We start from the raw sequence: 26,325 nt of genomic DNA on the forward strand, positions 1-26,325 counted from the left end.
TGCGGATCTGGGCATGAGAGCGTTCATTGCACGATGACCACTTCTTCGGTGTCAGTGCCGCCATTGGATGACGTCACGGTGACCTTGGCCGGTGGAATCGGCGTGATGCCGGTCGACAGGATTTTTTCCGCACCATCACCGAGCAGATCGCCGATGGTGGCACCGGTGCCGGATGTGACGGTGAGTACGGGGGGGGAGGTTTCATCGCTGGACGAGGCCACGACGGTGAGCAGGCCCCCGTTGATGCGGTATTCGGCACGGGAAATCACCACCAGGTCGGTCAGTTTCGTAGGCACGGTGGTCGGCGTGCTGGTGGGGATGGCCAGGTGGTTGTCGGCAGTCACCTGCAAGTTGATCGGCAACGTCGGGTTGGTGGCGGATTGGGCATACCAGTGGCCGGTGGTGTTGGCCTCAGTCAGGTTCAGCACCGGGTTGTTGCTGTCCAGTGTCACGGTGGCCGGAGGTGGCGGGGCCATCACGAACACGTCCTGCTGGGCGACCGGGGCGCTTTCGCCGGCCTTGCGCGAGTAAGTGCTGCGTTCGGCAATGATCGGGGTGGGTCGGACCACCGTCGACAACTTGCCGGAAATGGCCATCACCGTCGTCCGCAAGTCCAACCCGTTAGGTCCTTCGATGCGGATGTAGTTGGTGTTGAACGGGCTGCCGGTGAAGGCTTCCGACAGGTTCGGATCGCCGACGAATTGCTCGGCTTGACCTGTGGCCGGGTTGGTCTCGGTGTAGGGGCCGTTGACACTGCGCAGGAAGGGACCGATGTCACTCTTGAGGGCGCCGTCATAGGTTTTCGGCGAGCCGATGCCGATGTCCCGGGTCATGTTGATCGCGCGGCGCCCACCGGCGGGAACGTCGAATATATCGACGCCGTAGGGGTGGGTGATGGTGTAGACGCCGGCGGTGGGCACGTCGACCCGAATACGGATACGGCCAAAACTGACCTGGTCGCCGTCGTGCACATCTTCCGCGGCGAAGGCGGCTTCGACAGCGCTGACATAGGTCAGGTCGATGCCCCGTGCCGCGTCGACGATTGAGCCGTCGCCGGTGAACCAGAACGTTTCATCGGGGAAATTGGTCGGAAAAAGGATCGGCTGCGTGTCGTCGAATACCCCGGGAGCCGGATTCAAAACGCACATGTAGGCGGGTGCGCCAGGTGCGCCGGCAACCCTGGAACTGACAGCTTTTGACAAGCACAGGTCGAGGGTTCGACCATGGCTGTCCTGATACCAGGAAGCGAAGCCACCCGTGGCCGGCAGGTAGGGGCCGGGATCTACAGCAAACAGCGCAGCTTGGGCGGCGCCTTGAGCCAGAGCACTCACGATCAGGGCGATCGTGGTTTTGGACAGTAAAGGGTGCATGAGTATTCCCTCTATCAGAGTACCTGCCCCTTGGGATATGGGTCAGTTGAGAGGTCTTCGGCAACTCCCATGCCAACTGCCGGAAATGTCGGTGCCGGCCCCGGTACACGGGCGTTTGCCGCACGCTCGAAGGTCGAGTGGGAAATCACGGTGCGGGCGTCTTTCCCCAGCATTGGGGGTAGATGGGGGGCAGAGGGGGTGATGGAGGTGTGGGGAAGGAATGCCCCCAAGGTCGGGCAAACCGCTGGCAGTGCGCTATAAACCTATAGGGGTTTCGCGGGAACACTATCCATGACCACGCTTGCAAAGACACTGGCGTCCGACCAGGGCGAAATTCGCTTGAGCTCGCGCAAACAGCCGTTCAATCTGCTGCGCTGGTTTTCGCTCATCAGCATGGCGGTGATCGGCACCGTGGCGGTGGCGTTGGGCTCGGTGTCGACCAAGTTCGTGATTACCGAAAGCGTGGAACGCGATGCCCTGTTGACGTCGCAATTCATCCAGGCGATCGCCTCGGCCGAAGTGCGCCACGTATCGATTCCCAATGTGCGGACCATGGGCGAGTTGCTCGACCCGCGCAAGGACCTGGACTTTCCCGACGTCGACCCACTGGCCCGCGCCAACGCCCGGGGTGAATTCCTCGACCATATCGAACACTTGCCGGATGTGATCCTGGCCAACATCTATGCCCCCGACCGCATGATCATCTGGTCGACCAACCCGGCCCTGATGGGGACCACGATTCACGCCGACGAAGACCTGGACCAGGCCTTCGCCTCGAAGAGGCCCGTGTCGGCCAGTTATCACGATGTCGACAAGGCGCGCATGGAACAGAAATTCGTCACGCCGCCGGAATACATTTTCATCGAAAACTACATTCCGCTGTTCGATGCCGAAGGCAAGAACGTCACGGCGATGGTCGAGATCTACAAGGAACCCAAGGACCTGATCAGCCGGATGGAACGTGGCCTGGTGCTGATATGGTTGGCCACGGCCCTGGGCGGCGGGCTGATTTACCTGGGGCTGTACTGGATCGTGCGGCGGGCGGCGATCCTGCTGGCGGCGCAACAGAAGCAACTGATCACCAACGAAACCTTCGTGGCCCTGGGCGAGATGTCGTCGGCCGTTGCCCACAGCCTGCGCAACCCTCTGGCCACCATTCGCTCAAGCGCCGAACTGGCACTGGAGTTCGACAGTGGCCCGGCGCACAAGAACATCAACGACATCATCGGCCAGGTCGATCGCATGTCGAAGTGGGTGCGCGAGCTTCTGCAATCCTTGCGCCCGCTCAATGACGACGGCGAGCCGGTAAACCTGGTGGCGGCGCTGCACGACAGCCTCATGGCTTTCGAGCAGCAGATCGTCAAGGGCCGGGTCAATGTGCTGTTCGAACCCATAGGCACGCCGATGGTGTTGAGCCAGCAGGTGCAGCTGACGCAGATCCTCAACAGTTTGCTGGCCAATGCGCTGGAGGCCATGGACGAAGGCGGTACCTTGGCCATGACGATGACGCCCATCGATACCCAGCGTGTTCGCGTGGTGGTCAGCGATACCGGCAAAGGCATGAACGAGGAACAGCGACTCATGGCATTCCGGCCGTTTTTCACCACCAAGCAGGGCGGGCTCGGTGTCGGCCTGGTGCTGGTCAAGCGCATCATGGAACGCTTTGGCGGGGCGGTGGCCCTGGAAAGCCGGGAGGGCGAGGGCACCCGCGTCAGCCTGACATTCAGGCGAGTTCCCTGAAAATGGGTGTAAACTTTCCCCGCTAGCGGGTGCCATTCCCCAGTCGCCATTCCCGGGTCATGGCACATTGATGCTGATAAGCCATTGTTTTGCTGGGTGTTAATACCTTTGTATAAAGCAGTTACAAATTTGGCCGAGTCCTTGCAAATCCCCCATCACCCCCTTCACATAATCGAGGCGGCTGGTGATGGACACAAAAGCGCGGTATCCCTTCAAATGGTTTGGTCTGTTGACGCCATTGAGCGTCGCCTTGACGATTTCACTCAGCACAGGGACCTTGCGCGCCAGCCCCATAGACGATGAGCGACAGCCGGAACCGACTGATCCTTCTGCCTATTACGATGAGCCTGAAGACCGGGTGGGGGCACTGAACGCCATCCTGACCATGCCCGAGGCCAACGAGGACTCCTTCGACTTGCCCGACGGGGTCAAGGGTTCACGCGATACCGAACGGTTGGAAAACGTCCTGCCGCCTGCCGCGCAAACCAGTTTCAACTACCCCACCAATGGCAAGCCGAGCCCGTTGTTTGGCGCCCAGCCGTTCACCCAGCAATTGCTGCTGTTCGAAGAGTTCGGCCCGGAAAAGCTCGACCCGACCACCCCGGCGGCACCCTTGCCGTTTCCCGCGGCGGCCATTGGCCCGTTACCGGCACAAGACCCCAACAGTGCGGCCCGCAGCGCACCACCGGGACCTGCGCTCGATACCTTCCTGCGCCAACCGGGGCTGACCCCGTTCCCCAGCCAGTACGCCAACGAAGTGGATCGCAACCCGTGGCAGGCGCAGATCGAGTACTTTCTCAACCGTCATATCGGCTCGTCGGCCGAAGGCCGTCCGCCAGGAAAGGGCTGGTCCCATCAGCGCTGGAACGAGTTCTATCCGCAAAACGCCTACAAAACCGTGCAGACCGGGGCGCGGATCAACGGTGGCTTGCGTGACGCCCGGCAGATGCACGGCTATGCCTTGGGCGAGTTCGGCCCCGGTGGCCTGTATCACAACGTTGCCGGTGTACCGGCCACGGACGGTACGGCCAAGGGCGTCGACCCGCGCTTTCACCCGGCGATGCCGGTACAGAACCACAACTCGGTCTGGACGTTCGACGGCACGCTGCCGCCCAAACTGTTGATGGTGCGCTACGGCCAACCGCTGCTGATGCGCCACTACAACGGCTTGCCGATCGATCCGTCGGCCAACATGGGCTTTGGCCTGCACACCATCAGTACCCACGAACACAACGGCCACGCGCCCGCGGAAAGCGACGGTTATGCCAACGCGTTTTTCTTCCCCGGGCAGTACTACGACTATCGCTGGCCGATCCAGCTGGCCGGCTACGACAGCATCAATACCGACGCCCATGATCCGCGCGCGGCGTTCCCTTGCTCGCCGGGCGAAACCCTGTGGACCAATGACATGAGCCCGGGTCGCAAGACCTGCGAGAACGGCACGATCAAGATCCGCGGCGACTGGCGCGAAACCATGAGCACCCACTGGTTCCACGACCACATGCTGGATTTCACCGCGCAGAATGTCTACAAGGGCAACGCGGCGATGATGAACTACTACAGCGCCCTGGACCGTGGCAACGAGTCGGTGAACGACGGCGTCAACCTGCGTTTCCCCAGCGGCAGCGCCTTGCCATGGGGCAACCGCGACTATGACGTCAACCTGGTGTTCGCCGACAAGGCCTGGGACGGCAATGGCCAGCTGTGGTTCAACCCCTTCAACACCGACGGCTTCCTCGGTGACCAGGTGCTGGTCAACTGGCAGTGGAAACCGACCCTGGATGTGCGCGCCCGCAGCTATCGCTTCCGGATGCTCAACGGCTCGGTTTCGCGCTACTTCAAACTGGCGCTGGTGCGTGAAATCAAGGGCACCAGTGGCGAGTTCCAGGGGCCCAAGGGCTCGGGTGTGTCCTATGCCCGCGTGCCTTTCCACATGATTGCCAACGACGGCAACATCATGGAACACAGCGTGCCGTTCGACGGCACCATGGACCTCGACGCCGACGGCGATAAACAGAACCACAACGCAATCCTGCCGACCCAGGGCATTGCCGAGCGTTTCGACATCATCGTCAACTTCGCGAAAAACGGCATCAAGCCCGGGGACAAACTGTTCTTCGTCAACCTGCTGGTGCATGACGATGGCAAGGGGCCGAAGGAGCCGGTGTCGCTGGCGGACGCGCTTTCGGAAAATTACAAGGCAGTGATCAAGCAAACCAGCAAAGGACCGATGTGGGACAAGGGTGACCCGGCAGTGGGCAAGGTGTTGCAACTCAACGTCAAACCCTACACCGGTCAGGACCTGGCCATGGACCCTGCCGCCTACGAGCCGGCCAAGCCGGGCAAGGCTGAAGGCCTGGTGATGATCCCGCTGAAAATCCATCGCGACAACGCGGCCGACAAGGCGCTGCTGGCCAAGGCCCGCCATCGCACCTTCACCTTCGGCCGCTCCGATGGCACCGATGAAGCACCCTGGACCGTCAAGACCGATGGCGGCTTCGGTTTCCACATGGACCCTCGGCGCCTGAACTCCTCGACCCAGTTGGCCAGCGGGCCGACCGATGCCGGGGGCGCGGGCTACGGCACCCTGGAAGTGTGGAACATCAAGGCCGGCGGTACGGGCTGGAGCCACCCGGTTCACGTGCACTTCGAGGAGGGGATCATCCTCAGTCGCGGCGGCAAGGCCCCACCGGAATGGGAAAAATGGGCTCGCAAGGACGTGTACCGCATCGGCTCGGAAAAGGACGGCCTGGACAGCGTCGAGATGGCGATCAACTTCCGTGAATTCGCCGGGACCTACATGGAGCACTGTCACAACACCCAGCACGAGGACAACTCCATGCTGCTGCGTTGGGACATCGAGAAGCCCGGGCAATTCCAGTTGATGCCGACCCCGTTGCCAAGCTGGGATGGCGTGCGCTACGTGAACTCCGCCGCGTTGCCAACCTTCCGTACTGGCGACGGCTTCGGTCCGAAAGTGACGGTCAAACAATGAACCGCGAGGGTGTCGACATGAAGTTGCCTACCGCACGTGCGCAAGCCCTGGGCATGCACCTGGTGCTGATATTGGTCACTGGTTTGCTGGCCAGCCAGCTGCTGGTGGCCAATCCGGCACCCTCGACTCCAGCACCGACAGCCACGGACGAAGCCGCCACGCCCTGGGGTGGCGACTATTTCCCCAACACCCTGCTGACCGACCAGGACGGTCGGCAGGTGCATTTTTTCGATGACCTGATCAAGGGCAAGGTGGTGGTGATCAACTTCATCTTCACCTCGTGCAGCGACTCCTGCCCGCTGGAAACCGCGCGCCTGCGCCAGGTGCAGAAGCTGCTCGGCGACCGGGTCGGCAAGGACATCTTCTTCTACTCCATCAGCATCGACCCCTTGAGCGATACCCCCGAAGTGCTCAAGGCCTACGCGCAACGTTTTCAGGTCGGGCCAGGCTGGCAGTTCCTCACCGGGGAGTTCGCCGACGTCACCGAGTTGCGACAAAAACTCGGTCTGTTCATCGAAGGCGTCGACAACGGCCGCAGCAAGGATCACAACCTGAGCCTGATCGTCGGCAACCAGCAAACCGGTCGCTGGATGAAAGCCTCACCTTTCGAGAACCCCTGGATCCTGGCCGATCAACTGGCCAATACCTTGCATAACTGGAAACAACCAAGCATCGGCGAGAGCTACGCCGATGCCCCGGAAATCCGCCCGCCGAGCAACGGCGAAGAATTGTTCCGCACCCGTTGCGCGTCGTGCCACAGCCTTGGTCCGATGGACGGGCAGGGCATCGGCATGCGCAGCATCGGTCCGGACCTGGTCGGCGTGACCCGCCAGCGCGATCCGGCCTGGCTGAACCGCTGGATCCGCGAACCCGACCGCATGCTGGCCGAGAAAGACCCGATCGCCGTCGCGTTGTACGAACGCTTCGACAAGATCCCGATGCCCAACCTGCGCCTGGACGAGCGCTCGGCGCAGTCGATCATCGAGTTCCTGCAGGCAGAAACCGACCGCCAGCAGCCGCTGCCCGCACCCCTGGCCGTCGGCGCTGAAGAACCGCAACACGGCCACGCGATCGCGGCACCGGACAAGGCGCAGGTGCAATAGTGGCAAAATAGTTTTATCGGGCAGCCCGCGACGGTCAATGCCACCTACACTGATCGGGAATGCGGCTGAGAAAGGCTTGTTTCAAGCAATCAGGACCTCCCATGCAGAGACTGGAATCTCCCAAAGTACCTGCGCTGGATACGCCGGCAGCAGAGGGCAAGGATTGGCGGCCGCCGTTCAACCTGGTGCGCTGGTTTTCCCTGGCGAGCTTTTTCATCATTGCCGGGGTGGCATTGGGGCTGGGCTACATTTCCACGCGTTTCGTGGTCGAGGAGAGCATTGAGCGCGACTCCATGCTGACCGCGCAATTCGTGCAAGCCATTGGCGCGGCCGAAATCCGCCACGCCGCGATTTCGCCGAACCGGACCATGGGCGAAATGCTTGACCCACGCGCCGACGGGGCCTATCCCGACGTCGACCCGGGCGCCCGTGCCACGTCCCGTATCGAGTTTCTCGATCATGTCGAACACCTGCCGGACATCCTGCTGGCCACGGTGTACGCCCTGGACCGCACTGTGGTCTGGTCGACCAACCCCGAGCTGATCGGTGTGCGCATCGACAATGACGAGGAACTCGACGAGTCCTTCGAAATGAAGGAAGCGGTGTCCACCAGCTACCACGAGATCGATGAGGAGCGTCCCGAGCAACGGCTGCTGCATGAACCGCAATACCTGTTCGTCGAGAACTACATTCCAATGTTCAACGCCGACAAAAGCAAAGTGGTGGCCATGGTCGAGATCTACAAGGAGCCGACGGACCTGGTAGAGCGTATCCAGCGCGGGTTCAGGGCGATCTGGTTGACCACCCTGCTCGGCGGTGCGGTCATCTACCTGGGATTGTTCTGGATCGTGCGCCGGGCGGCCCTGTTGTTGCAAAGCCAGCAGAAACAACTGGTGGCCAACGAAACCTTCGTCGCCCTGGGGGAAATGTCCTCGGCGGTCGCCCACAGCCTGCGCAATCCGCTGGCGAACATTCGTTCCAGCGCCGAACTGGCCCAGGAAATCGCCAACCAGACCGCGCAGAAGAACATCGGCGACATCATCAGCCAGGTCGATCGCATGTCGCGCTGGGTCCGTGAGTTGCTGGTGTCCTTGCGCCCGGTCAACGACGACTTTGAAACCGTCGACCTGGTGCTCGCCATCGACGACACCCTGGGCGCCTTTGCCCCGCAGATCCAGCGTTCGAACGTCGAGGTGCGCTTCACCCCCAGCAAGGTTGCACCGGTCGTCAGCCAACAGGTGTTGCTCACGCAGATTCTCAATAGTCTGTTCGCCAATGCCCTGGAGGCCATGCCCAAGGGCGGCGTACTGAGTATCGATATTGAAACACCGGTAGCCGGCCAGGTGCGCATGATCCTCAACGACACTGGCAAGGGCATGACCCAGCAGCAACAGCAAATGGTCTTCAAGCCGTTCTTCACCACCAAACAGGGGGGGTTGGGCGTGGGCCTGGCCCTGGTCAAAAGAATAATGGAGCGCTTCGAAGGCTCGGTCGAACTGACCAGCCAAGAACAGGAAGGAACCTGCGTGTGTCTCAATTTCAAAGTGGCAACGGGAGGGGAATATGGAGCACAGCATACTGCTGGTCGAGGATGATGAGCTGCTCGCCGAGAATATCCAGACCTACCTGGAACGCAAGAACTTCGAAGTGACCGTCTGCCACTCGGCCGAAGACGCACTGTCGCAGTTGAGCACCTTCGTTCCGGATGTGGTGCTGACCGACAATTCGTTGCCGGGCATGAGTGGCCACGACCTGATCCAGAAGCTGCGCATCAGCGCGCCGGATCTGAAAGTGATCATGATGACCGGCTACGGCAATGTCGAAGACGCCGTGGTGGCGATGAAAGAGGGGGCGTTCCACTACGTGACCAAACCTGTGGCCTTGCCGGAGCTCAAGCTGCTGCTGGACAAGGCCCTGGCCACCGACCGGATGGAGCGCACGCTGTCGTTCTATCAGGAGCGTGAAGCGCAGAAGTCCGGGGTGCAGGCCTTGATCGGCGAATCGGCGCCGATGGTCTACCTCAAGGGCACCATCGCGCAGTTGCTCGACGCTGAGCGGCGCATGGCCAATACCGACCTGCCGCCGGTGCTGGTGGAAGGCGAGACCGGCACCGGCAAGGAACTGGTGGCCCGGGCGCTGCATTTCGACGGGCCGCGCAGCAAGGGACCGTTCATCGAGTTCAACTGCGCCTCGATTCCTTCCAACCTGGTGGAGTCGGAGCTGTTCGGGCACGAGAAGGGCGCCTTCACCGATGCCAAGGACCGTCGCCTGGGGCTGGTGGAAGCGGCCGATGGCGGCACGCTGTTTCTCGATGAAATCGGCGAAATGGACCTGATACTGCAGGCCAAATTGCTGAAGCTGCTGGAGGACCGGACTATCCGCCGGGTCGGTTCGGTGAAGGAGCGCAAGGTCGACCTGCGGGTGATCAGCGCCACTAATTGCAACCTTGAGCAAATGGTCCAGCAGGGCAAGTTCCGCCGCGACCTGTTCTTCCGCCTGCGCATCATCTCGATCAAGGTGCCGCGCCTGTATGCCCGGGGCGAGGATATCCTGCTGCTGGCCCGGCACTTCCTGGCAACCCATGGCAAACGCTACGGCAAGCCGCACCTGCGTTTCAGCGAACAGGCCGAAGAGATGCTGCTCAACTACACTTGGCCGGGCAACGTGCGCGAACTGCGCAACATGCTTGAACAGACGGTGTTGCTGGCACAAAACGACACCATTGCCGCCCACCAGTTGAACGTCTGCCTGAGCCTGGTGGACGAGCCGGCGATGTTTACCCACGAGCTGCCGCCGATGGAACCCCGTGCGTCCTATAACGGCAACGAGTCGATGAACCTGCCGGAAGTGGAGCGCGACATGGTGCGCAAGATGCTCGACAAGACCGACTGGAACGTCACCAAGTCCGCACGGCTGTTGGGCCTGAGCCGCGACATGCTGCGTTACCGGATCGAGAAACTCGGCCTGGCGCGCCCGGACAAGCGCCAGTGGTAAAGGCGCAGCAGGGCAGGCACGGCCTTGTTACAAGGCCGGGTTCTGACCGCTGAGGCAAGCGAGCATGCACGTCGGATCGAGGACCTCCTGGTTCACGTAGACGCCGTGTTCGGCGTCGTAGGTGCGAATGAACACGCGAACGGTGGTATCGGCCACCGTTGGCAATCGGGAATCGGAAAACACGTGCTGGCTCGAAACCGGAGTGAAAGTCTGGGGCGATGTCGGGATGTACGCTCCCGGTGGCACCGTGCTCAGGGTCGGCGGAACCGGATGGGCAAAGGGCTGGTCCGCGCCGTAGTAGTTGAATTCACTGCTTGATTCTTCGGTTTGCATCGCACTGTCGTCCGCCTGTGCGCAGCTGGCAGCCAGGCACAGGGCAAGCAATAGCGTGGGTACGGTTGTATTCATGGCAGCACCTGCGGCATCGGTTTTCGCGCATTTCCCCAAGGTGATTAACTATAGCGTTCCCGCGGGCGAGCGTCGGCGGGGCGCGGATTACACAATCGCAACAATGCTCCGATGGGTCGGTTTCCAGCCATGGACTAGACTCGGGCCGGTCAAACCCATACCCGATTCTGGAGCGTGCAATGGAAATGCCGACAAAACAGCAGGCCATCGCCAGCAACCGCGATGCCTGGAATGATTCCGCCCGTCACCACAAGGACAGCTCTGAATGGCAGGCGCTCTGGCGAGCCGTGGAACACGCGGATTTTTCCTGCCTGGATGAAACCCTGACCGGGGTCCTGGAGCAGGTCGGCATCGACGGCAAGGACGTGGTGCAACTGGGCTGCAACAACGGCCGCGAAAGCCTGTCGCTGTTCGCCCTGGGGGCCCGCCATGTCGTGGGGGTCGATCAGTCTGCGGCGTTTCTTGAGCAGGCGCGGGAGCTGGCGTCTCGCTCATCCCACGGGCCTGAGTTCATCGAGGCCGACATTCACCACCTGCCACCGACACTGCAGGGACGCTTCGACATGGCCCTGGTGACCATCGGCGTGTTGAACTGGATGCCGGACATCGGCGCGTTCTTTCGCCATGCGGCGCTAACCCTCAAGCCCGGTGGCGCGCTGGTGATCTACGAAACCCACCCGTTCCTGGAAATGTTCGACCCCGAGGCCGCCGATCCCTACAGCCTGGCCAGCTCGTACTTTCGCCGTGATCCTTTTGTGCAGAACCAGCCGATCGTCTATGAAGGCAAGGTCGAGCAACCGGCCGCCCCGTCCTACTGGTTTGTCCATACCCTGGGGGCGATCTTCAGCGGCGCCATCGATGCGGGGCTGCAGATCAGCCATTTCAGGGAGTACCCGCATTCCAACCGCGAGGAGCTCTATGACCGCTACCAGGGGCAGGAGGCGCAGTTGCCGATGTGTTTTACCTGGGTGGCGGTGAAGCGGTGATCGACGCGATGGCATTTGTTGCACCGCGTCATCGTTCTTAGCTTTGTAGGAGGCAGGCTTGCCGGCGAACCAGGCGCCGCGGTGTATCTGTTGCACCGCGTCATCGTTCTTCGCTTGTAGGAGCCAGGCTTGCCGGCGAACCAGGCGCTGCGGTGTATCTGCTGCACCGCGTCATCGTTCTTCGCTTGTAGGAGCCAGGCTTGCCGGCGAACCAGACGCCGCGGTGTATCTGTTGCACCGCGTTATCGTTCTTCGCGGGCAAGCCTCGCTCCTACAGGCGAACCAGGCACCGCGGTGTATCTGCTGCACCGCGTCATCGTTCTTCGCTTGTAGGAGCCAGGCTTGCCGGCGAACCAGACGCCGCGGTGTATCTGTTGCACCGCGTCATCGTTCTTCGCGGGCAAGCCTCGCTCCTACAGGCGAACCAGACGCCGCGGTGTATCTGTTGCACCGCGTCATCGTTCTTCGCGGGCAAGCCTCGCTCCTACAGGCGAACCAGACGCCGCGGTGTATCTGTTGCACCGCGTCATCGTTCTTCGCGGGCAAGCCTCGCTCCTACAGGCGAACCAGACGCCGCGGTGTATCTGTTGCACCGCGTCATCGTTCTTCGCGGGCAAGCCTCGCTCCTACAGGCGAACCAGACGCCGCGGTGTATCTGTTGCACCGCGTCATCGTTCTTCGCGGGCAAGCCTCGCTCCTACAGGCGAACCAGACGCCGCGGTGTATCTGTTGCACCGCGTCATCGTTCTTCGCGGGCAAGCCTCGCTCCTACAGGCGAACCAGGCACCGCGGTGTATCTGTTGCACCGCGTTATCGTTCTTCGCGGGCAAGCCTCGCTCCTACAGGTGAACCAGCCACCGCGGAATACCTGCTGCACCAAAACCATTGCAGACCGCTATCCTTGAGCCCAGGCTCATCGAACGGGTCCTCCCATGCTGGAAGTCCAGGGTGTCTTCAAAAGCTACGCCACCCCGCAAGGCCCATTGCCGGTGCTGCAAGGTGTCGACCTGAGCCTCAAGCCGGGCAGCAGCCTGGCGCTGATGGGCGAGTCGGGCAGCGGCAAGAGCACCTTGCTGCACCTGATCGCCGGGCTGGACAAGGTCGATCGCGGCAGCATCCGCAGCGGGCAGCAGCGCCTGGAGCAGATGAACGAAGGGCAACTGGCGAGTTGGCGACGCACCGAGATCGGCCTGGTGTTCCAGCAGTTCAACCTGATCGGCAGCTTGCGGGTGGAGGACAACCTGGCGTTTCAGGCGCGCCTGGCCGGGCGCCATGATCCGCGTTGGCAGGCGCATCTGGTGCAGCGCCTGGGCTTGGGCGATTTGCTGCGGCGCTATCCCGAACAGCTCTCCGGCGGCCAGCAACAACGGGTCGCATTGGGCCGCGCACTGGCGTCGCAACCGAAGTTGCTGTTGGCCGACGAGCCCACCGGCAGCCTCGATGAAGCCACCAGCGCCGAGGTGCTGAAGTTGCTGCTCGAGCTGCTCGACGACAGTCCGACGACCCTGCTGATGGTCACTCACAGCCCCAGCGTTGCGGCGCGAATGGCGGAAAAGGTGGTGTTGCACGGCGGTCGACTGGCGGCCGTGGGCAAAGGCTGAGATGCGCATTTTTCGCCAGACCCTGCGCGCGCTGCTCAGTCATTGGCGACAGCACCCGGTGCAATTCTTTAGCGTGTTGACCGGGCTGTGGCTGGCCACCAGCCTGCTCACCGGCGTGCAAGCCCTGAACAGCCAGGCGCGGGACAGCTATGCCAAGGCCAGCCAGTTGATCGGCGGCGAACCCCAGGCCAGCCTGAGTGCGCCCGGCGGCGGGACGTTCTCCCAGCAGTTGTTTGTCGACCTGCGCCGCGCCGGTTGGCCGGTGTCGCCGGTGTTGCAGGGGCGGCTGACGCTCAAGGGCCATGAGGATCAGCGCCTGCAACTGATGGGCATCGAACCCGTGTCCCTGCCGGCCGGGTCCGAGGTGGCGGGGCGGGCGTTGGCCATCGAGCAGGTTGTCGAGTTCTTCACCCCGCCGGGCAGCACCTGGATTGCGCCGCAGACGCTGCAGGCCCTGGGATTGGCCCAGGGCGATCGGCCACAGGCCTTGAACGGTCAGGCCTTGCCACCCCTGCACGCCCAGGTGGACATGGCGCCGGGTGTGTTGCTGATGGACATCGGTTTTGCCCAGCAGATTCTCGGGTTGCCCGAGCAGTTATCGCGTCTGCTGCTGCCCGGGAATTTCACCGCGACACTGCCCGATTCGTTCAAGGGCCAACTTCAGTTCAAGAGCAGCGGCGAAGAAAACAATCTGGCGCGCCTCACCGAAAGCTTTCACCTGAACCTGGACGCCCTGGGGTTCCTGTCGTTCGTGGTCGGCCTGTTTATCGTGCATGCCGCGATAGGCCTGGCGCTGGAACAGCGGCGTGGTCTGCTGCGGACCCTGCGCGCCTGCGGGGTCAGCGCGCGGATGCTGATCGTCTCACTGGCCGTCGAACTGGGCGCCCTGGCCTTGATCGGCGGCGTGGCCGGCGTTATCAGCGGTTACCTGCTGGCCAGCGTGTTGCTGCCGGATGTCGCCGCCAGCCTGCGCGGGTTGTACGGTGCCGAAGTGGCGGGGCAGCTGAGCCTGAGCCCGCTGTGGTGGCTCAGCGGCGTCGGCCTGAGCCTGCTCGGCGCCGCGCTCGCGGGTGCCAACAGCTTGTGGCGGGCCGCGCGTTTGCCGCTGCTGGCCCTGGCCGATCCGCAGGCCTGGCACCAGGCCCATGCGCGCTGGCTGCGCCGCCAGGGTTGGGTGGCGGCGATTGCGTTGGGCATTGCGTTGCTGGCGTTGCTGCGCGGTGACAGCCTGGCCAGCGGATTTGTGTTGATGGCCGCGCTGTTGCTGGGCGCCGCGTTGGCGCTGCCGGTGGTACTCAATGGCGTGCTCAATGGGCTGACGAGGCGCACTGCTTCGGTGCTCGGCCAGTGGTTTGTCGCCGATTGCCGCCAGCAACTGCCGGCCTTGAGCCTGGCGCTGATGGCGTTGTTGCTGGCCCTGGCGGCCAACATCGGAGCCGGCAGCATGACCGCCGGTTTTCGCCAGACCTTCAGCAACTGGCTGGAACAACGGCTGACCGCCGAGCTCTACCTCAACCCACAAAACCCGGCCCAGGCTCGGCAGCTTTACGATTGGCTCGAGCAACAACCGCAGCTCACGGCGGTGTTGCCCAACTGGCAGGTCTCGATTCAATTGCAGGGTTGGCCGGCGGATGTGTTTGGGGTGATCGATCACCCGACCTATCGTCAGCACTGGCCGTTGCTGGAGGCCCTCTGCGACAAGCCCTGGGACAGCCTGGCGGCGGACGACACCATGATGCTCAGCGAGCAACTGGCGCGACGCTTGAAGGTCAAGCTGGGCGATCACTTGACGATTGCCACGCCCAACGGTCCCTGGTCGCCACGTATCGTCGGGATCTATGCCGACTACGGCAATCCCAAGGGCCACCTGCTGGTCAACGTCAATCACTTGCTGCGCGGCTGGCCACAACTGACGCCGAACCGCTTCAACCTGCGCATCGAACCAGCATTGATCACGCCGTTCGTAACCGCGCTGCAAGCGCATTTTGCGCTGGAGGACAGTCGCATCGTCGATCAGGCCCGGCTCAAGGGTTGGTCGACGCAAGTGTTCGAGCGCACCTTCGCCGCCACTGCTGCGCTCAATAGCCTGACCCTTTGCGTGGCGGGCGTGGCGTTGTTCATCAGCCTGCTGACGCAAAGCCAGAGTCGTCTGGGCCAACTGGCGCCGCTGTGGGCGCTGGGGGTGACGCGTCGGCAACTGATGCTGCTCAACCTTGGGCAAACCTGGCTGTTGGCGGTGCTGACGCTGGTGTTGGCGTTGCCGCTGGGCATTGCGTTGGCCTGGTGCCTGGACACCGTGATCAACGTCCAGGCTTTTGGCTGGCGTCTGCCGCTGCGGGTGTTTCCCCTGCAATTGCTGCAGTTGATGGGGCTGGCGTTGTTGGCGACGTTGCTGGCGTCGGCGTGGCCGCTGTATTCGCTGTATCGCACGCAACCGGCGGACCTGCTGAGGACCTTTGCCCATGAGGATTGAGTTCGGGGTATGGTTGGTCGTAGCGTTGCTCGCCGGTTGCGGTCAGCCGGCGCCTGAAGAAAAGGGCTTCGCCGGCCTCGGCAATCAGGCGTCCGCTTTTATCCCGGTGGTGCCAGGGCGCGAGTTCAGCTTTCCGGCCGATCACGGCCCGCATGAGGGCTTTCGCATCGAATGGTGGTACATCACCGCCAACCTCAAGGATGCGCAGGGCCGCGAGTTCGGCGCGCAGTGGACGCTGTTTCGCAGTGCCTTGAAAGCCACGCCCGAGGCATCTGGCTGGGCCAACCAGACGATATGGCTGGGCCACGCGGCGGTGACCTCGGCCTCGGTGCATCACGCCGCCGAGCGTTATGCCCGAGGCGGCGTGGGACAGGCCGGCGTGCGCCTTGCGCCATTCGAGGCGTGGATCGACGACTGGCGCTTGAGTAGTCAGGTAGCGGGTGCCGACCCTCTGGCCGAAATGCAACTGCGCGCCCGGGACAAGGCCTTCAGCTATGAACTGCGGCTGACTTCGAATCGACCGCTGGTGCTGCAAGGGGACAAGGGTTTCAGTCAGAAATCCGAACAGGGCCAGGCGTCGTATTACTACAGCCAGCCGTTTTTCCAGGCCAGTGGCCTGCTTTCGATCGACGGCAAGGCGTTTCAGGTCAGTGGCCCCGCGTGGCTCGACCGAGAATGGAGCAGCCAGCCCCTGACCGCCAATCAAAGCGGTTGGGACTGGTTTTCCCTGCACCTGGACAGCGGCGAGCAGGTGATGCTCTATCGCATGCGGCAAAAAAACGGCGATCCTTACCTGACCGGCACCTGGATCGACGCCCTGGGTCAGACGCAAATGCTCAGCGCCGCCGACATCCACCTCACCCCTCAGGACACCGCCAAGGTGGCCGGGCGTTCGATGCCGGTGCGCTGGTCGATCAAGATTCCCGGCAAACGACTCGATATCGTCATCAGTGCGCTGAATCCCCAAGCCTGGATGGATTTGCGCATTCCCTATTGGGAGGGGCCGGTGCGCTTGAGCGGAAGCCACGGCGGGCAGGGGTATCTGGAAATGACCGGTTATTGAGTCGCAGCTCCGCCCAGCGGCGAATCGACCGCACAAGAAACCGCGAACACTCCCTGATCAGCGTCTATGCTCATTCCCACACACGGCGTTGGAGCTTGTTTCGGCGCTGTTTGTCGTCATTGACCACAGGGAATGTTCTGCCTATGAAACTTCACGCACTGACCAAAGCTGTCACCCTTGCCACCTTGTTGTCTGCTGCCAGCCTCAGCGCCGTTGCCGCGGATATCCCGTTGTCTGCCGTCGTGGAGGCTGATGAAGTCAGCACCAAAGTCGTTTCGGTCGATGCCGCCAAGCATCAAGTGGTGCTTGAAGGGCCGGAAGGTCGTCAGGTGCATGTGCAACTGACCGATAAGGCGAAAAACCTCGGCCAGCTGAAAGCCGGAGACCAGGTCGACATCAAGGTCACCCGCTCCGTCGCCGCCTACCTCGACACCGATGTCGACAAGGGGCTGCCCGGCAGCTTGGAGCGTGCCGGCGAAGCTCGCAACGCACCCGGCAGCGTCCCTGGCGGCGAAGCTTATCGTCAGGTCGAAGTCCAGCTGCAAATCACCGACATCGACCTGAAGAAAAACCAGGTGTCCTTTAAAAACCCGGCGGGGCAGACCAAAACCATCACTGTCGAAAAACCGGAAGTTCAAGCCAAGTTGAAGGACCTGAAAGTCGGACAAAGCGTTAACGTGATATACACCGACGTATTGCAGGTAACCACCGCATCCGGAAGTTGAGTGATTTATTCATTGATTATTCCTGTACAAATTTTGTATAGGAATAATCAGTTTTGGCCGAACTAGTGGGTTTAAGTTGTTGGTTTCAATTGTATTTGAATTGACATCTTATAGGATATGTATCGGCAAATTTCATGTTTAATTCGCGGACATATCCATAAACATCTATTAAAATACACCCCGTTCGCCCAGTGCCAGGGTTCTTTACCAGTGCATGGAATGCCGAGGCCATAGCACTGGGCGAACACTTTTTCCAAGTACGACTGCACTTTCAATACGAAGGGCGCAGTCGTTGTCTGCTCTGCACTAACCCCGGGTTTGAACTTGTAACTGACTGTTATGTGTTTCGCCCGCCGTCCCGAGATGGAGTGATGACGACATGAAAATCCTGATGGTTCTAACGTCCCACGATCAATTGGGTGACACCGGCAAGAAAACCGGCTTCTGGCTGGAAGAATTCGCGGCACCCTATTACGCCTTCAAGGACGCAGGTGCGCAACTGACCCTGGCCTCGCCCAAGGGCGGCCAGCCCCCGTTGGACCCCAAAAGCGACGAGCCGGATGCGCAAACCGAGGCCACCGAACGCTTTCGCAAGGACCCCGCGGCTCAGTCCGCATTGGCCTCGACCGTCGTGCTGGGCACGGTGAAAGCCTTGGACTACGACGCAATCTTCTATCCAGGCGGCCATGGGCCACTCTGGGACCTGGCCGAAGACCGTGACTCGATCGCGCTCATCGAAGCGTTCTACAACGCCGGCAAACCGGTCGCCGCCGTCTGCCATGCGCCCGGTGTACTGCGCCATGCCAAGGGCGCCGACGGCCAGCCACTGGTCAAGGGCAAGCGGGTGACGGGGTTCACCAACAGTGAAGAAGAAGCGGTACAACTGACCAAGGTCGTGCCATTTTTGGTGGAGGACGAACTCCAGGCCAAGGGCGGGATTTTTTCGAAGGGGCCGGATTGGGCGAGCTATGTGTTGACCGATGGGTTGTTGCTGACGGGGCAGAATCCGGCGTCTTCACAGGCGACGGCTGAAGCCCTGCTGTCAAAACTGAAATGAACACCGGATTTTTGTAGGAGCCAGGCTTGCCGGCGAAGAACGATGACGCGGTATTACAGAAACACCGCAGCGTCTAATTCGCCGGCAAGCCTGGCTCCTACAGGGGAGGGGTTAGTTACCCAGGGCGGCTAGACACTGCTCGATCGAGCGCTGTTGAGTTTGTGCATACAACTGCAGTTCATCGATCGTTGAACGCCCCAGGGCTGATTCGAACGCCTGTTGGTTAGAGTGCACGCCATAGTGGGTTTGCGCGTCATCCCCCAGGTTTGACTGAAAGATCCCCGCGGCGCTGACCGGCAGGAAATCCTCGTACACCAGTGGTTCAACTTGCAGATACCCGCCGCTGACCAGGTCTTCGAGCGCCAAGGTTTTCAGTTCAGCCGCCGCCAGGCCTTTTTCCGTCACAAAATAGCGAAAGAACGCCAGTTCCTGTTGGCGCATGCCCTCATGGGTGTCAGGGAATTCGCTGAAGTGTTGCGCCATCAAGGCGTTGTAGCGGTCAGCGTTGGCTTCGTTGGGGAAATCCTTGAGTTCGTCCCGCGCAGCATTGAGCAAGCGGTCGTACAGCGCCCGGCCTTTGGGCGTCAGTGCGGCGCCGCGTTGTTCGATTTCACCGAAGCGGGCGCTGTGGCTGCCGCGGGTGTCGGATTGATCGCTGAACGCGACCGGCTCGTCAAGCGCCTTGAAACTGGTCTGGCGCAGCAGGATAGGGCACTGACGGCGGGGCGGACCTTCGATCACCGCCTTGGGGGTGATGCCGTGCGCCGGCATTTGCGCCTGCACGATGTCGATGTCGAGGGTGCGCGGCGTCAGGTGATTGATGTGCGGGCCCTTGAACGCCACCACGTCGGCAATCAGTCGATGCTGGGCGCTGAGTTTCTGATATTGCTCGGCGGTCACCGTGGCACTGTGGTGCCAGCGGAAGGTTTCCAGGGCCTGCTCGACGAACTCTTCGGCCTCTTTTTCGCTGAGGCCGCCTTGGGATTCGGCACGATCGATCAGCGTGAGCGCAACGGGGGTGAAGATCGAACGCTGGTCCAGCACCGACTGGGCAAACGCCCGCAACTCCAGGTCTTCAATCAGTTCCAGGCGCAGCAACGAGGTGAACACACGAAACGGGCTGACTTGCAGCGCCGCTTCATGCACCGCACGGAACGCGGTCGAATGCACCGGCACCCCGGCCGGGGTCAGGTCGTAATAACCCACCGGCTGCATGCCCATCACCGCGAACAGGCGGGCGAGGGTGGCCAGTTCAGCGGCGGTGCCGACCCGGATTGCACCATGGCGCTCAAGGTCGAGGCGCTCGATTTCCCCGGTGCTGTTCAAGCGTTGGGCCACTTGCGGGTCGTGGTCCAGCACGTGGCGGTTGGTCTGTTCCACCAGTTCCATCAGCGCGCCGTACAGCGGCACTTCTTCGCGGTACATGTCGGACATCGCCTTGGAGAAGCGTTGGCGGATCAGGTCGGGGCTGACGAAGCTCGGATGGCTCATGAACAAATTTCCTGGCGCGTTGACGTGAAGGATGGCGAAAAGATCGCAGCCTTCATCGACGCCGGCAAACGAAGTTTCTGACGGACTTCATTCTGCAAAGGACTGCCAGCTCAGTGCAGACGTTGATCCTGGGGGCTTTCCGAGCGCAGCGATGCCAAAAACTCCCGATACAGGCGCGCCGAACCTGCAGGTGCTTCGACCATCGGCATGTGCCCGATGCCTTCCCATATTTCCACCCGCAGATCCGCCAGGCCCTTGCTCCAGATGGCCACGCTGCTGACATCGATCAAGCGGTCCTTGCGCCCCCATAGCAACAGCGCCGGGGCCTTGATTGCCGGCAGCCGGGGTTCCATTGGCGGGCTGGCGCGAAATTCGCGGAAGATTTCCTCCAGTTCGTCGCGCGACTGTTGATAGCGATGGGCGACGGCATCCAGCACCACGCGCGGCACCCACGGTGGTTCGGCCATGGTCATGCCATAGAAATACTTGAATTCTTCCCGCGAGTGGATCAGGAACGGGTTGTGGCCCTTGGCCAGATGCCGCTCCAGGTCACTGGGTTCTGGCGCAGTGACCCCGGCAGGGTCGAACAGGGCGAGCGAGGCGATGCGCTCCGGATAATGGGCCGCCAGCCAGGCCGCGATGTAGCCGCCCATCGAGTTGCCGATGACATGGACCTTGTCGACCCCGCAGACATCGAGCAACTGGATCATGCGCTTGGCTTGCAAGGGAATGTCATAGCCGCCACCCGCCTTGAAGCCGGTTTCACCATGCCCGGCGATGTCGGGGATGATCACCCGGTAGTTGCCGACAAAGTGCCGGGCAAAACGCAGCCACAGGTTCTTGTCGGCACTGAAGCCGTGCAGCATCAACACATTGCTGGACGCCTCATACGGTCCGCCTTGCCAGGTCGAGACAGTCATTTCGGCGATGGGCACGACGATCTTGTGCAGTTTGTACAACTTGGCCTCGACGGCCACGCTCAAGTCATACAGCCAGTACCCGATGGCCGGGTAGCTCAACCAGCTCCAGGCGGCGAACACCGCGATAGCGACAACCAGTAAAAGCATCAGCGTCTTCCTTCTATCTGATCAGGACACGATGTGATCCGCCGGTTTCAGGGTTCGGGTCAAGCGGTGAAAGCTGAAACTGAACCCGGGAAACATGGCAACCACATGACCGCTCTTGCTTTGATACCAACTGTGGCAGCCTCCTGACTTCCACACCGTGCGTTCCATTTCTCTATGGATCATTTCAGTGTAGGTACGTTCTGCCTCGGGGCGTACTTCGATGCTGCGCAAACCGCGTGCTTTTATCGTGCGAATGCAATCGAGGATGTAGTTCATCTGCGATTCGATGATGAACAGTGCCGATGTATGGCCGATCCCGGTGTTCGGCCCGGTGACGATAAACAGGTTGGGGAAGGCCGGCAGGCTGGTGCCGAGGTAGGCGCGCGGGTATTGCGCCCAGACGTCCTTGAGGCGGGTGCCGTTTTTTCCCGTAACAGGGTAGGAAATCACCCCGTCGGTGGCGTCGTAACCGGTGGACCAGATGATCAGGTCCAGGTCGATGTGTTGGCCGTCCTGCATGAGGATACCGGTTTCATCGATGGCTTTGATGCCCTGTTCGCGGCTGTGCAATGTCACGTTGGCGCGGCACAGCGCAGGGTAAAGGGTGCTCGACAGGATCACCCGCTTGCAGCCGAGCGTGTAGTCGGGGGTCAATTTGCGCCGCAACTCGGCATCCGGCACCTGGCGCTTGAGCAAACGCAGGGCTTGCAGCTGGACCATGCGCACTGCCGGCCTTGAATATTTGAAGGCAATCACCCGGGTTTCAAACTGCCAGTAGATCAGCCAGCGCAGCAGCTTGTAGGCCGGCTTGAGCCCGAGCAACCAGCGCTGGAAACGGCCGAAGGTGCGGTCAGCCCGTGGCAGCACCCAATGCGGCGTGCGCTGGAATACATGCAGGTGCTCGACATCCGGGGCGATCGCCGGAATCACTTGGGCCGCACTGGCGCCGCTGCCGATGATGGCCACACGCTTTTGCCGGTAATCGTAGGAATGATCCCAATTGTTGGTATGAAAGGCTTTGCCGCCAAAGCGTTCCTGACCTTCGAAGTGTGGGACCACCGGTTGGCTCAGGGGGCCGGTGGCATTGATCAGGAACTGGGCATGAAACACGCCCTTGGCGGTGTGTACCGCCCAGAGTGTATGTTCTTCGTCCCATTCGACACGCTCGACATTGGCCTGCAGTTCCACCTTGCTTCGCAAGCCGAAGTGCTCCACCACGTAACGGGTGTAGCGGTGCAGTTCAGCCTGTTCGGCGAACATCTGCGTCCAGCGGTAGGGGGCGAACGACAGCGAATAGAGCGGCGAGGGCACGTCGACCGCGGCGCCCGGGTAAGTGTTCTGGCACCAGGTGCCGCCGAAGAAATCCCGGCGTTCCAGCAGGCGAAAATCGTCGATGCCGGCCTTGAGCAAATTGACCGCCGCGCACTGGCCGCCAAAACCGCTGCCGATGATCAGCACTTGAAAGGTCTGCATGGGCCTCCTTTTCAACGTTGTGCAGCAATCCCTACCTTCATGTATAGCCGTTTCTGCGGGTACATCGATTTGCTGGCGACGGGAGCTCGTCCCGCCGGCCGGTGATGGCTATTTGCCGTTGCCCTGATAGACTTCGGGCACACCTGCATTCCCGGTGTGAACAGGTTCGTTCTGTGGTGCAGAGGTCCCTATGGGAAAGATGGGAGGAAAAGGACTTTCACTGGCCAGGAGGCTCTACACGTCGCGAATCCTCGGCCTGGTGCTGGGTTTGATCTGCGTGAGTGTGGCGATGTACCCACTGGACCCGGCGATGTGGGTCTGGAGCCTGATGCTGTTCAACGGCTTGCTCTGGCCGCACCTGGCCTATCAATGGGCGCGTCGGGGCAAGACGCCCTATCACGCCGAACACCGCAACCTGTTGGTCGACGCGTTCATGGGCGGCTTCTGGGTCGCCGCGATGCAGTTCAATCCGCTGCCCAGTGCAACGACTATTTCCATGATGGCGATGAACAACGTAGCCATCGGCGGTTTGCGTTTTCTGCTGGTGGGCAGTGCGGCGCAGATTCTCGGGGTGTGCGTCGGCTGGCTGATCTTCACCCCGGCCTTCATCCCTGAAACCAGCCAGCTGCAGCTGTACGCCTGCTTGCCCCTGATGTGTTTTTATCCCATGGCACTGGGCTGGATCTGCTATCGCCAGGCCTATACCCTCGGCCGGCAAAAGCGTGAGCTGCTGGCCCTGAGCCGCACCGACAGCCTGACCGGCCTGCTCAATCACGGCGCCTGGAAGGATCAGCTGGAGATCGAGTTCCAGCGCTGCCAACGCCAGCATCAGGGCGGGGCCATCGCCCTGATCGACATCGACCACTTCAAGAGCATCAATGACACCTACGGCCACGTTGCCGGTGACATCGTGCTGCGCCAATTGAGCAAGATGCTCAGGCAGAACCTGCGGGCCACCGACGTGGCCGGGCGTTATGGCGGCGACGAGTTCTGCGTGATCCTTCCCGACCTGCCGTTGAGCAGCGCGGCCGTGGCCATGGACGCCTTGCGTGACCGTTTCGCGACCCTGGGGTACGAGCAAACTCCGGCCCTGAAAGTCAGCTTGAGCATTGGTCTTGCGGCCTTTAACGCACGCCACGCCGATGCGACCTTGTGGCTCAACGATGCTGACCAGGCGTTGTATGAGGCCAAGACCTCGGGGCGTAATCGGGTTATCTGTTGCAGCAATGACAGGCCTCAGCGCGAGCTGCTTGACTCTGTCTGAACCTCACCGCTGAACCCCTGTGGGAGCTGGCTTGCCAGCGATGGCGGCCTGACAGCCGACCTGTCTTTGTTGTCCGAGTACATATCCGTTGCTGCGGTAACGGCCACTTATGGTTTCGCCCTTACGGCGAGTCCCTTTTGTCAAACGCCACAAAAGGAACCAAAAAGTCTTGCCCCAGCGTCCGGCCCCTCGCTAAGGCTCGGGATTCCTTCGCTCCGGTATCCATCCGGGGACACTGCCCTCCGGTTGGCTTCGCTGCACCTACATGCAGCGTGTTCGACTGCGTCGAACGGCGCTGCGCGCCACTCCCCGGATGAACACCTCCACTCAGCCTCCCGAAGGGGCGGGTGGATCAAAAGCAAAAGCAAAAGCAAAAGCAAAAGCAAAAGCAAAAGCAAAAGCAAAAGCCAGAGCAGAAGTCATTACTCTTTAACGTGCATAAACTCCTCCGCCCACCGAATGTATTCCTCCGGCTGCGTGTAGGTATGCGTCAGTTCGGTAGCGTTCAGATCCGCCGCCTGGGTAAATATCTGACGCTGTTCGCGCAGGCTGTCGTAAGTCGCCTTGATCGCGGCGAAGTAGGCCCCGTGGCCGTCGATGACGATGCGTACGCCCAGTTCGGCAAGGCGTTGGTCATCACGCAACAACGGATTACCGTAGGTCACCAGCATCAGCGGCACGCTCAGGTGCTCGGCGATCTGTTCCAGGTGGTCGAAATCCTTTACCCCCACCATGCAGATTCCGTCCGCGCCCGCGGCCTGGTATTGCTTGGTGCGGCTGATGATTTCCTGGACCGGCAGGATGCCTGCATGGGTGCGGGCGATGATTGCCATTTGCGAATCGCACCGGGCTTCCAGTGCCGCGCGAATCTTGCCGACACCTTCGGCGACCGTGATCAGGTCGGTGGATTTGCGGCCGAATTGCGCCGGCAGCAGGGTGTCTTCGATGGTCAGGGCCGCCACGCCGGCACGTTCCAGCTCGACGATGGTGCGCATGACATTGAGCGCGTTGCCGTAGCCATGGTCGGCGTCGGCAATCACCGGCAATTGGGCGACGCGGCCGATGCGGGTGGCCTGTTCGGCGAATTCGCTGAGGGTGATCAAGGCAAAGTCAGGGGCGCCCAATACCTGCAACGACGCGACCGATCCACCGAGGATCCCCACCTCGAACCCCAGGTCAGCAGCGATGCGCGCCGACATTGGGTCGAAGACCGAGGCGGTGTGATAGCAGGTGTTGGAGGCGAACAGTTGGCGAAAATTGCGGCGCAAATCTTGATGAGAAAGCCTGGACATATGAGTTCCACCAATGGAAATGGAAAGGCTTGAGCAAAAGTGTCAACGCCGAAGATGTGGAAGGCTATCACGTGGGCAGGTCTGAAATGATGACGAATTTGCAGGTTTTCCGGCCAAGGACATCAATCTTGTGGCGAGCCAGGGCTCACCCGCGGCCTGCTGCTGGCGGCTGGGCAGCGGCACCGCGCGCACCGAATCGCCGGGTTGCAGTTGCAAGCGCTTGGCGGTGAGGCGGTCGACCAGCAGGCTGTTGCCCCCCGTCAGTCGCGCTGGGGCGGCGGTGATTCGGCAGTTTTCCAGGCGGCGATTATGGATCAGCCAGATCGGTGCCTGGTCGTCCGGGGTGCCGATGGCCAATTGCAGGTGCTGACTGTCGCGCACGGTTCGAATGCCTGGAACCGGGGCTTCGATCACCGGGCCCGCATCGAAAATGTCGATGTAGCCTTTGTGGGAGAATCCCTCGGCAGTGAGGATCTTCAGGGCCGGCTCCGAATTGACATGCGGCTTGCCGATTACCGCCTGGGCCCGTTCGGTGAGCAGGCAGGTGTAGAGCGGTTGACGTGGCATCAGCTCGGCGATGAACGATTTGTTGCCCAGCCCCGACAAGTGATCGGCGTGACTGAATTCCATCTTGAAAAAATGACGGCCCACACTGTCCCAGAAGGGTGAACAACCTTTTTCGTCGGCACTGCCGCGCAGCTCGGCAATCAGTTTCTCGCCGAACAGGTGCGGGAACTCCGCCACCAGCAACAGGCGTCCCAGCGACAGCAGCCGGCCGTTACTGCCCCAGCGTTGATCGGGGCGCAGGAACAACGAACAGAGTTCCGATTGACCGGTCATCTCATTGTTGAGGAACAAGGTCGGGATATGTCGTGAAATACCCAGGTCGGGTGAAGAATTGACGGTCAGCCCGACACGATAGTTGTACCAGGGCTCGCGCAGGCCAACCGCCCCGGTCATGGCGCTGACGCCGACCACTTGCCGGTCGTCGTCTTCGAGCACAAACAGGTAGTCGGCGTCGGCGCGTTCGACCTGTTCGGCGAAGGTCCTTTGGGCCCAGCGCACGCGATGGCACAGGCGCTCTTCGTTGACCGGCAGGGTCGTCAAGCCGCGGCCCGCCAGGCGGCCCAGTGCGAGCAAGGTGGGCAGGTCGGTCACCTGGACCGGGCGGACAATCATGTTGCGCTGCCTTCTGCATGCCCGTTCGGGCGTTGTCGATGGGG

The 26,325-nt window shown here is 61.6% G+C and carries 19 protein-coding genes; 12 read left to right on the plus strand and 7 right to left on the minus strand.

From position 1 onward, the window contains the following. Nucleotides 1–23: 23 nt before the first annotated feature. Nucleotides 24–1,370: a hypothetical protein gene (locus tag OH720_RS11835; RefSeq protein WP_272605751.1), complete on the minus strand. Its 1,347-nt coding sequence runs from the start codon at nucleotides 1,368–1,370 to the stop codon at nucleotides 24–26. A 291-nt stretch (nucleotides 1,371–1,661) separates the two neighbouring features. On the opposite strand from OH720_RS11835, the gene OH720_RS11840 reads away from it, so the two are divergent. The 5 genes from OH720_RS11840 to OH720_RS11860 all read left to right on the plus strand — a co-directional run bounded on the left by OH720_RS11840 (nucleotide 1,662) and on the right by OH720_RS11860 (nucleotide 10,202). Beyond that, nucleotides 1,662–3,110, plus strand: coding sequence for a sensor histidine kinase (locus tag OH720_RS11840; RefSeq protein ID WP_272605752.1), 1,449 nt, complete (start codon nucleotides 1,662–1,664; stop codon nucleotides 3,108–3,110). 187 nt (nucleotides 3,111–3,297) lie between these two features. Beyond that, nucleotides 3,298–6,105 (plus strand): multicopper oxidase domain-containing protein, encoded by a 2,808-nt coding sequence (locus OH720_RS11845; RefSeq protein ID WP_272605753.1) that lies wholly within the window; start codon nucleotides 3,298–3,300, stop codon nucleotides 6,103–6,105. A gap of 17 nt (nucleotides 6,106–6,122) precedes the next feature. Continuing rightward, complete coding sequence (locus OH720_RS11850) at nucleotides 6,123–7,208, plus strand: SCO family protein (protein WP_272605754.1); 1,086 nt, start codon at nucleotides 6,123–6,125, stop codon at nucleotides 7,206–7,208. Nucleotides 7,209–7,309: 101 nt separating this feature from the next. Next, on the plus strand, nucleotides 7,310–8,803 hold the full coding sequence (locus tag OH720_RS11855) for a sensor histidine kinase (RefSeq protein WP_272605755.1): 1,494 nt from the start codon (nucleotides 7,310–7,312) through the stop codon (nucleotides 8,801–8,803). Continuing rightward, nucleotides 8,772–10,202 carry a sigma-54-dependent transcriptional regulator gene (locus OH720_RS11860; RefSeq protein WP_008054578.1) on the plus strand — a complete coding sequence of 477 codons (1,431 nt, stop codon included), beginning with the start codon at nucleotides 8,772–8,774 and terminating at the stop codon, nucleotides 10,200–10,202. Before OH720_RS11855 ends, OH720_RS11860 begins: the two co-directional genes overlap by 32 nt. 27 nt (nucleotides 10,203–10,229) lie before the next feature. On the opposite strand, the gene OH720_RS11865 is transcribed toward OH720_RS11860, so the two are convergent. Then, nucleotides 10,230–10,610 carry a hypothetical protein gene (locus OH720_RS11865; RefSeq protein ID WP_272605756.1) on the minus strand — a complete coding sequence of 127 codons (381 nt, stop codon included), beginning with the start codon at nucleotides 10,608–10,610 and terminating at the stop codon, nucleotides 10,230–10,232. 179 nt (nucleotides 10,611–10,789) lie between these two features. Here OH720_RS11865 and OH720_RS11870 point away from each other — a divergent pair, with 179 nt between their 5' ends. The 6 genes from OH720_RS11870 to OH720_RS11895 all read left to right on the plus strand — a co-directional run bounded on the left by OH720_RS11870 (nucleotide 10,790) and on the right by OH720_RS11895 (nucleotide 18,515). After that, a complete protein-coding gene (locus OH720_RS11870) occupies nucleotides 10,790–11,596 on the plus strand; it encodes a class I SAM-dependent methyltransferase (protein WP_272605757.1) in 807 nt (268 codons plus the stop codon). Between the two features lie 932 nt (nucleotides 11,597–12,528). Then, a complete protein-coding gene (locus tag OH720_RS11875; RefSeq protein ID WP_272605758.1) occupies nucleotides 12,529–13,197 on the plus strand; it encodes an ABC transporter ATP-binding protein in 669 nt (222 codons plus the stop codon). Nucleotide 13,198: 1 nt separating this feature from the next. Then, nucleotides 13,199–15,670 (plus strand): ABC transporter permease, encoded by a 2,472-nt coding sequence (locus OH720_RS11880; RefSeq protein WP_272605759.1) that lies wholly within the window; start codon nucleotides 13,199–13,201, stop codon nucleotides 15,668–15,670. Further along, entirely contained in the window at nucleotides 15,660–16,733 is a 1,074-nt protein-coding gene (locus tag OH720_RS11885) for a lipocalin-like domain-containing protein (RefSeq protein WP_272605760.1), read from the plus strand. Before OH720_RS11880 ends, OH720_RS11885 begins: the two co-directional genes overlap by 11 nt. A 143-nt stretch (nucleotides 16,734–16,876) precedes the next feature. After that, nucleotides 16,877–17,458 carry a hypothetical protein gene (locus OH720_RS11890; RefSeq protein WP_272605761.1) on the plus strand — a complete coding sequence of 194 codons (582 nt, stop codon included), beginning with the start codon at nucleotides 16,877–16,879 and terminating at the stop codon, nucleotides 17,456–17,458. A gap of 379 nt (nucleotides 17,459–17,837) precedes the next feature. Next, nucleotides 17,838–18,515 (plus strand): type 1 glutamine amidotransferase domain-containing protein, encoded by a 678-nt coding sequence (locus tag OH720_RS11895; RefSeq protein ID WP_272605762.1) that lies wholly within the window; start codon nucleotides 17,838–17,840, stop codon nucleotides 18,513–18,515. Nucleotides 18,516–18,626: 111 nt separating this feature from the next. On the opposite strand, the gene hglS is transcribed toward OH720_RS11895, so the two are convergent. The 3 genes from hglS to OH720_RS11910 form a co-directional block, all read right to left on the minus strand. Next, nucleotides 18,627–20,006, minus strand: a complete 1,380-nt coding sequence (gene hglS / locus OH720_RS11900) for a 2-oxoadipate dioxygenase/decarboxylase HglS (protein WP_272605763.1) — start codon at nucleotides 20,004–20,006, stop codon at nucleotides 18,627–18,629. A 110-nt stretch (nucleotides 20,007–20,116) separates the two neighbouring features. Then, nucleotides 20,117–21,073 carry an alpha/beta fold hydrolase gene (locus tag OH720_RS11905; RefSeq protein ID WP_272605764.1) on the minus strand — a complete coding sequence of 319 codons (957 nt, stop codon included), beginning with the start codon at nucleotides 21,071–21,073 and terminating at the stop codon, nucleotides 20,117–20,119. Nucleotides 21,074–21,094: 21 nt separating this feature from the next. Continuing rightward, nucleotides 21,095–22,546: a flavin-containing monooxygenase gene (locus OH720_RS11910; protein ID WP_272605765.1), complete on the minus strand. Its 1,452-nt coding sequence runs from the start codon at nucleotides 22,544–22,546 to the stop codon at nucleotides 21,095–21,097. A 190-nt stretch (nucleotides 22,547–22,736) separates the two neighbouring features. Here OH720_RS11910 and OH720_RS11915 point away from each other — a divergent pair, with 190 nt between their 5' ends. Further along, entirely contained in the window at nucleotides 22,737–23,810 is a 1,074-nt protein-coding gene (locus tag OH720_RS11915; RefSeq protein ID WP_272605766.1) for a diguanylate cyclase, read from the plus strand. A 422-nt stretch (nucleotides 23,811–24,232) separates the two neighbouring features. On the opposite strand, the gene OH720_RS11920 is transcribed toward OH720_RS11915, so the two are convergent. Next, nucleotides 24,233–25,102, minus strand: a complete 870-nt coding sequence (locus tag OH720_RS11920) for an isocitrate lyase/PEP mutase family protein (protein ID WP_008062568.1) — start codon at nucleotides 25,100–25,102, stop codon at nucleotides 24,233–24,235. A gap of 42 nt (nucleotides 25,103–25,144) precedes the next feature. Continuing rightward, nucleotides 25,145–26,281 (minus strand): arginine N-succinyltransferase, encoded by a 1,137-nt coding sequence (gene astA, locus OH720_RS11925; RefSeq protein ID WP_272605767.1) that lies wholly within the window; start codon nucleotides 26,279–26,281, stop codon nucleotides 25,145–25,147. Nucleotides 26,282–26,325: the final 44 nt, after the last annotated feature.

Origin of the sequence: Pseudomonas sp. WJP1 (assembly GCF_028471945.1) — a bacterium.
GTDB lineage: Bacteria > Pseudomonadota > Gammaproteobacteria > Pseudomonadales > Pseudomonadaceae > Aquipseudomonas.